Here is a 2,105-nt window from a genome sequence, read left to right as displayed (position 1 = left end):
GCCAAGTACGGGTGCGGCGCCACGGATCACCAGCGGCGTTGACGGCCCGACGGCCAACCCACCAAGCGTTGCCACGCGGTCGCCCGATGGCAGGTTTTCAAGCGCCCGGTTGAGCCAGCCGGTGGCGACATGGCCGGGGCCGGCAAAGCCGCTTTCCAGCACGTCCTGGCCGTCGAAATGCGAGCGGTCGCGATAGCCGGTTGCGGCCGCATGCACGACCGCCGCCTGGCTGTTCTTGAACAGCCGTGCAAACACCGGCATCGACGGATTGAGCGCGAAGAAGCCGTCCAGCGGCAGCGCCGCATGCGGGCCGGTCAGGGACAAGGCGATGTCGCCATGCAAGCCGGCATAGTCGGGATCGCCGACCGGACCGACCGCCGACAGGCCGTCAAGCGCGCCGCGCAGCACGATGACGATCAGACGTGGATCGCGATTGTCGGCGGCGCGGGCAAGGCGGGGCATGTAGGCCCAGGCAAACAGCGCGCCACCGGTCATCAACACGGCGCGGCGGGAGGGATCGGGAACTTCGCACAGCAGGCTCATGACATCGTCTCCACGGAAGTTGTCTGCGCTGGAACTACCTGCGCTGGAATTCTGGGGCCATCAGCAACAGCGCCAGCCCTTGCTGCTTGGATTCGGCATGGGCGATCGCCTGCCGCGTCTCCGGCGAGGCGGCAGGGCCGATCAGCGCCTCGAGCATGTCGTTGGGATTGCCGATATCCTTGACCTGGCGTGCCGCTTGCCAGGCGATGTCGAGGCGGATTTTCATACCCTCGGCCGACGTCCAGCCGTCGGCCCCGTCGGAAAAGCCGTTGGGTCCCGGCGGCTGCCAGAGCGGCTCGCCCAGCGCGTTGAGCCAGCCGAGCGACTGGCCGGGATCGTTCGCCGAGCCGGGACCGGCCGCCCTTCGGATGGCGGCGATATAGTCGAAGGGCGAGCGTATCTTCATCAGTGGCGTCGACCACGCCTCCGGCATGTCGATGAGGGCGACCGCCAGCGCCCGCAGATTGCCGTCGGTCTTGGCGAAGACCTTGGCGAGGCGCGCAACTGTAGCCGCCGGGGCCGTGTCGGCGATGAAATGGCGAGCCAGTTTGGTGGCGATGTGCAGGGCTGTTGCCGGATGGCGGGCGATATCGTTGAGCGCGGCCTCGGCCTGTCCCATGCCACACGCGGGATAGGTCTTGCCGAGCAGCACTGCGTCGCCCGGCTCATGTGCATTTGCGTTGAAGACAAAATTGCCGGGCTCGCCCAGCCGTCCATCGCGCCCGGCCATCGTCCAGCCGGTGAGGATGCGCGCGAAGCTGGTGACATCGGCCTGGGTATAGCCACTGCCGACGCCGAGCGTGTGCAATTCCAGGATTTCCCGGGCGAGGTTTTCATTGAGGCCACGCTTGCGGTTCTTGCCCGCGCGCGACTCCGGGCCGATCGATTGCTGGTTGTCGAGATAGAACAGCATCGCCGGATGATGCTCTACCGCCAGCAGCATATCGGCGAAGCGGCCGAGCACGAAAGGGCGGATGGCTTCCCGCTCGAAGGCACCGGCGCTGGCGCGAACGACGGTGTCCTTTGCCACCGAGACACAGAAATGGTTCGACCAGAAGCAGACGAGGCGTTCGACGAAGCCGGCCTTGACCCGAACAGCCTTGTCGAAGCGCGCCTGCGCTTCCGCCCGGAACAACACCACCTCGACCGGCGGTACGGTGGGTTTGCCGGCCGGCACGGGTTGTGCTGGCACGGCCTGGGCGCTCGCCGCCCCCGGCTGCGCCACCGCGGCCATGCGCTCACGCTCGAGCTTGCGCTGGAAATTTGCCGCCATGCTGGCCTGGATGGCAGGCGTACTGCCTTGCAGGTTGGCATAGGCCGGGTCATCAGGCGAGATCATGGCGATGTCGGCTTGCCGCAACTCCGCCTTGAGATAACCGCGCGGATCGCCGGCTATGCTGTCGCGGTCGCCAGGCCGTGCTCCAAGCCCGAAGCGGTTGAACGCGACGAGGGCCGGATCAGGGGAATTGAAAGCCGGGATAGCCAAGTCAGCTCTCCATCGCTTGGGCCTCCTGTGCCTGGCGCAGGAGCCCGTCCGAGCCGTTTTGTACCTGGTTCAATGG

Annotated in this window: 1 protein-coding gene and 1 pseudogene; both read right to left on the bottom strand. The window is 66.7% G+C overall.

Annotated features, from left to right (window positions below; genetic code table 11):
- Nucleotides 1-543, bottom strand: a pseudogene (locus EN935_RS32830) (DUF1501 domain-containing protein); the annotation flags it as partial.
- A gap of 34 nt (nucleotides 544-577) precedes the next feature.
- On the bottom strand, nucleotides 578-2,029 hold the full coding sequence (locus EN935_RS32825) for a DUF1800 family protein (RefSeq protein WP_127374066.1): 1,452 nt from the start codon (nucleotides 2,027-2,029) through the stop codon (nucleotides 578-580).
- Between the last annotated feature and the right edge of the window lie 76 nt (nucleotides 2,030-2,105).

The sequence above is a fragment of the Mesorhizobium sp. M7D.F.Ca.US.004.03.1.1 genome (assembly GCF_003998635.1).
GTDB classification, from domain to species: domain Bacteria; phylum Pseudomonadota; class Alphaproteobacteria; order Rhizobiales; family Rhizobiaceae; genus Mesorhizobium; species Mesorhizobium loti.
Note: the sequence above shows the minus strand (reverse complement) of the source record. Positions and strands in the feature narration are given on the sequence as shown.